This window comes from Oceanivirga salmonicida (genome assembly GCF_001517915.1).
GTDB classification, from domain to species: domain Bacteria; phylum Fusobacteriota; class Fusobacteriia; order Fusobacteriales; family Leptotrichiaceae; genus Oceanivirga; species Oceanivirga salmonicida.
In genome coordinates this window covers 1-4,769 of sequence record NZ_LOQI01000094.1, presented here as the reverse complement: position 1 = coordinate 4,769, position 4,769 = coordinate 1, and the positions used below count along the sequence as shown (strand labels likewise).

Genomic DNA, 4,769 nt, shown 5'->3' with positions numbered 1-4,769 from the left:
TTTTAATTTGCAACAGCCCCACACTTTTAGTATATACTTTTATTAATTTAATTATTTTTTCATAACTACATTTATTACAAATATCATAATATATCTCTTTAATGTTTTAAACTTTATATTTCCAGAAAACTATAAATTTTATTCATTTCTAAATTTTCAAAAGTCGTTGTATCTATTTCATATAAATCTCCTAATTTAAAATTGTCATAATCCCTTTCTTTACAAATTTTTGTAAACCTTTCTCTATTAAATAAATAATCTGCATTTTTTCTATCAACTTTAGTAATTCCCTTATGATATTTAGAAACTATATGTCCCAAATGACGCCCATTATATTTAGTATCTCTTTCAACTATTCTTTTAAGCAGTATATTTTCATCAGCTATTAACCTAACTGTATAATTTTTATATCCATATATATTTGATAGTTTTTCCAATATATTTTTTTGTTTATAGCTAAATGGATACTCTGAAATAATATCATTTCCTAATATCATATTCTTTTCAACGATAAATAAAAATTCTTTTAAGGTAATTAAATTTAGTTTTTCTTTCTCTTCAATATTATCAAATCCATATTCATCATAATTTTTTTCTTTTAAATCATCGTATGATATTAACTTTATTTTAGAATCTCTTTCACTAATTTTTTTTGCTATGTATGTTTTTCCTGTTCCCGGTCTACCACACACCAATATTAATTTTTTCATTTCATATCACAAAATAATTTTAATTTATCTTTTATAACCTTTTTAACAGATTCATTACAAGGGATTACATTATGTCTTAAAGATTCATTTAATTTTGTATTTTTAAACTTTTCTATAGCAACTGAAGTCCAAGCCACTATTAACTCCGTTCCAACGTTAAATTTTCTAATTCCATATTTTATCAACATTGGAATATCTTCATTTTTAACACCAGTTCCACCATGAATTACTAATGGAATATCAGTTATACTATTAATTTCTTTCAATAATTCAAAATTCAAAGAGGTTTTAGATCTATATTGTCCATGATTAGTACCAATTGCTATAGCCAATGCATCTATATCAGTTTTTTCAATAAAATTTATTACATCTTTTGGATTAGTATATACTTTATCTTCTTCTTTAACACTTATACCTTCTTCAGTTCCCCCAATTGTTCCAATTTCTCCTTCTACAGTAACATTAAATTTATGAGCATAATCTACAACTCTTCTAGTTCTTATTATATTTTCTTTAAATGATAAAGCAGAGCCATCAAACATAACTGAAGTATAACCTGCATCTATAGCTTCTTTTATATCACAAAAATTTTTAGCATGATCTAGGTGTAAAACAACATCAACCATTAATTCATCTCCCATATTCTTACATATTGATACTATATTTTTATAACCTATATATTTAGCCGTACCTACACTTGTTTGTATTATTATTGGTGTCCCCATTTCATATGCTGCATATATCATAGAAGGTAACATTTCTAAACAATGCATATTAAATGCTCCCACTGTATATTTAAATTTTTGAGCTTCAGTTAAAACTTTATTTAAATTAGTATACATTTAATTCTCCTATATTTTACATTTTATATAATTTCACTATATAAATTCTCCATTTTTTTCTTATTTATTTACTCATAAAATTATCATCTTAATAATGGACTTAATACCCATGCATAAAATAATGCTACTACAACTGTGTCAACATCTGTCGCAGTTGCACTTATAAATCCCATATTATTAAATATTGTTACTAAAAATGCTGGTAATAATTGAATGAAAAATCCATGAGCAATACCACCAATAATAGCTCCTCTTCTTCCACCTGTTAAATTTCCATATATTCCTGCAGTTCCACCTGCAAAAAAATTAGTCAACATTCCTGGTAAAATAACAGCTAATCCAAATATTGGTAAAACAAACATTGCAATTAATGTTCCAATTGTTGTTGTTATAAATCCTAATATAACGGCATTAGGACTATATGAAAATAAAACAGGACAATCTAATGCGGGTATTGAATTAGGAACTAATTTCATTGCTATTCCTTTAAATGCAGGAACTATTTCTGCTAGTAATAATCTTACTCCCGCTAATAATACATAAACACCAACTACAAATTGTATTGCTTGTAAAAATGAAAATACAACATAATTTACATTTCCTGATAAAGTTGATACAAATTCTTGTCCTGCAAATACTGCAGTTATAACATATAAAGGAACCATTACTACCATAACAGATAAATAAGTATCTTGTAAAAATTCAAAATTCTTTGGTAATTTTATATCTTCAATTGATTTTTTATTTTCACCTTTTTCACCAAATACATATGCTACTCCTGCTTCAAATAAATAACCTATTGTACAAAAATGCCCTAAAGCTATATCATTAGTTCCAATAATTTTTCTAGTTAATGGTTGTATTAACGCTGGCATTGCTACTGCAAATACTCCACCAATAAATCCACCAACTAAGATCAATGTTATACCTCTCAAACCAGCCGCAATTCCAAATACAGTTGTCATTGTTGCCATCCATAAGATAACTTGACCTGTCAAAAATATATATTTCCATCTTGTAAATCTTGCAATAATAATATTAAAGATAAATATAGCTAAAAATGTCAAAGCTATTTCTCTTCCTAGTCCTAGTTGATTCATTGCTTGACCATTAATTGATTCTATAGAAGGTATAATTCCTTGAATATTAAACCCCTTTTGAAAAATTTTCCCAAAATAAATTAAACTATTTACAATTACTCCAGAACCTGCTCCTAAAATCATAAATCCTAATACTGTTTTAAAAGTTCCTGAAATAATTTGACCAATTGATTTTTTTTGTAGAATAAGTCCTAATAATGCTACTAGTGCTATTGTAATTGGAGCTTGAGTTAAAATGTTTTCAATAATAAAATTAATAAATTGCATTTTTATCCCTCCCTAATCTTAAAATCCCAATATATCTTTTAATTTTTCTTCTATTTCATCCTTAGAAACTATATTTTTTAAATATATAATTTTAATACCCTCTGGTATATTAAAATTTTTAAATTGTGTTTTAAAATTTTCAGCTGTTATTATTATATTAGGTTTCAGTGATATGCATGAAGAAATATCACTATGATCTAACTGATAATCTTCATAATTATTCTTTTTTAATACCTCCTCTGTTATCATTTGACATGCAAAGCTACTTCCTAAGCCAGCACCACACACAAATAAAATTTTAGTTTTCATATTTTCCTCCTTATAAAATTTTAGTTTTTCATTTTTAATTAAAGATTTTTTTCATTTCATTTTTATTCTTTACATTTAACATATAATGGAGTTTATTTTCATCATCTAATAATTTCATAATAAATTTTAAAATATCTATATGATCTGATTTTGAAATTGAAGCTATACAAAAAACAATTGATACTGGATCATTTTCAGCATTTCCAAAATTTACTGGTTTTTCTAATGTCATTATACTTATCCCTGGCTCTATAACCCCATTTTCAGGTCTTGCATGAACTAATGCCACCCCTTTAGCTATAACAAAATATGCATTATAATCAATATTAAATTTTTTCATAACACTAATATATTGAGAAGTTATTTTATTTTTTTTTAATAACGGTAATGAAACTTTATCTATTGCTTCTTCCCAATTATTACATCTTTCTTTTATTAAAATTTCTATTTCTTTATCTAATAATTTCATGATTAAACTCCTTTTTTATAATTTTTTTTAATTCTTCATAATTATTAGTTTCAATAATACTATCAATTAATTCCTTCTGATTTATAATTTCTAATATTGAATTCAATATATCTTTATTAAATTGACTATCTATTGATGAAAAACAAATAAAGAGCCTTGCTTTCTTTTCAATAAACTCTACTTCTTTTTTTAAAATCAAAAATGATACATCGTTTTTTATAGTATATTTTAAAGTCCCATGTGGTATTGCTAGATTATTTCCTAAAAATATATATGGCCCATATTTTTTACTTATTTTTATTATTTCGTCTATATATTCATATGTTATAGATTTATTTTTCAAGAGAATTTTACCTACATTAAAAATAGCATCTTCCCAATTATCAACATCATTTATATATATTACATTATTAGAATTCATATAATTAAATATTGAATATTCTTTTATTTTTTTAGCATAGAAAATTTCTCCATATTTTTCTAATATATTTTCAATAATTTTTTCTTTATTTTTTAAAGGAGATATTTTTTCTATTTCTAATAATAAATTATTTATGTTAATTTTATTTATTTTTCTCTTTATTCCCTTACTGATTAATAATTTTTGATCTTCTATACTTAATAAAGGCGTTATTTTTATAGAATTTATTTCTAAGTCTATAGTTGATATAACAAAATCAATATTATCAAACTTTTCAATTTTTTCTTTTAACTTATAAGCTGGAAGTATATCAACTATATTAATTTGAAAATTTCTAGTTAATTTTTTTGCTAAAATTCTTGATGTTCCATAACCTAATCCACAAACTAATATTACTGTTTTTTTAAATTTATACATTTCTCTTTCTATAGAAGATTTAAAATGAAATGTTATTAATACTAATTCTTGTTTATTAAATTTAACATTATATACCTTTTCAATTTCTTTAATATTTCTTTTTACAATTTCTAATAATTTTTCATCATCAACATCATCTAAAAATTCTAAATAATCTACTTCAGTAATCATAATATTATTTTTTAACCTATAGATGCATGGTTTTAAATGAAAATATAAAAATTCATATAATAT

Annotated in this window: 6 protein-coding genes; all 6 read right to left on the bottom strand. The window is 23.8% G+C overall.

The annotated features are described in order from the left end of the window. Positions 1-113: 113 nt before the first annotated feature. Positions 114-710, bottom strand: a complete 597-nt coding sequence (locus tag AWT72_RS08050; RefSeq protein ID WP_067143420.1) for an AAA family ATPase — start codon at positions 708-710, stop codon at positions 114-116. Beyond that, a complete protein-coding gene (locus AWT72_RS08045) occupies positions 707-1,552 on the bottom strand; it encodes a class II fructose-bisphosphate aldolase (RefSeq protein ID WP_067143415.1) in 846 nt (281 codons plus the stop codon). Before AWT72_RS08045 ends, AWT72_RS08050 begins: the two co-directional genes overlap by 4 nt. Before the next feature lie 83 nt (positions 1,553-1,635). Continuing rightward, the gene (locus AWT72_RS08040; protein WP_067143411.1) at positions 1,636-2,919 is read right to left on the bottom strand and encodes a PTS sugar transporter subunit IIC; all 1,284 of its coding nucleotides are present in this window, start codon (positions 2,917-2,919) and stop codon (positions 1,636-1,638) included. 18 nt (positions 2,920-2,937) lie between these two features. Further along, complete coding sequence (locus AWT72_RS08035; RefSeq protein ID WP_067143408.1) at positions 2,938-3,228, bottom strand: PTS sugar transporter subunit IIB; 291 nt, start codon at positions 3,226-3,228, stop codon at positions 2,938-2,940. A gap of 34 nt (positions 3,229-3,262) precedes the next feature. Next, on the bottom strand, positions 3,263-3,697 hold the full coding sequence (locus AWT72_RS08030; protein ID WP_067143404.1) for a PTS sugar transporter subunit IIA: 435 nt from the start codon (positions 3,695-3,697) through the stop codon (positions 3,263-3,265). After that, complete coding sequence (locus AWT72_RS08025; RefSeq protein ID WP_306765438.1) at positions 3,681-4,769, bottom strand: PTS sugar transporter subunit IIA; 1,089 nt, start codon at positions 4,767-4,769, stop codon at positions 3,681-3,683. Before AWT72_RS08025 ends, AWT72_RS08030 begins: the two co-directional genes overlap by 17 nt.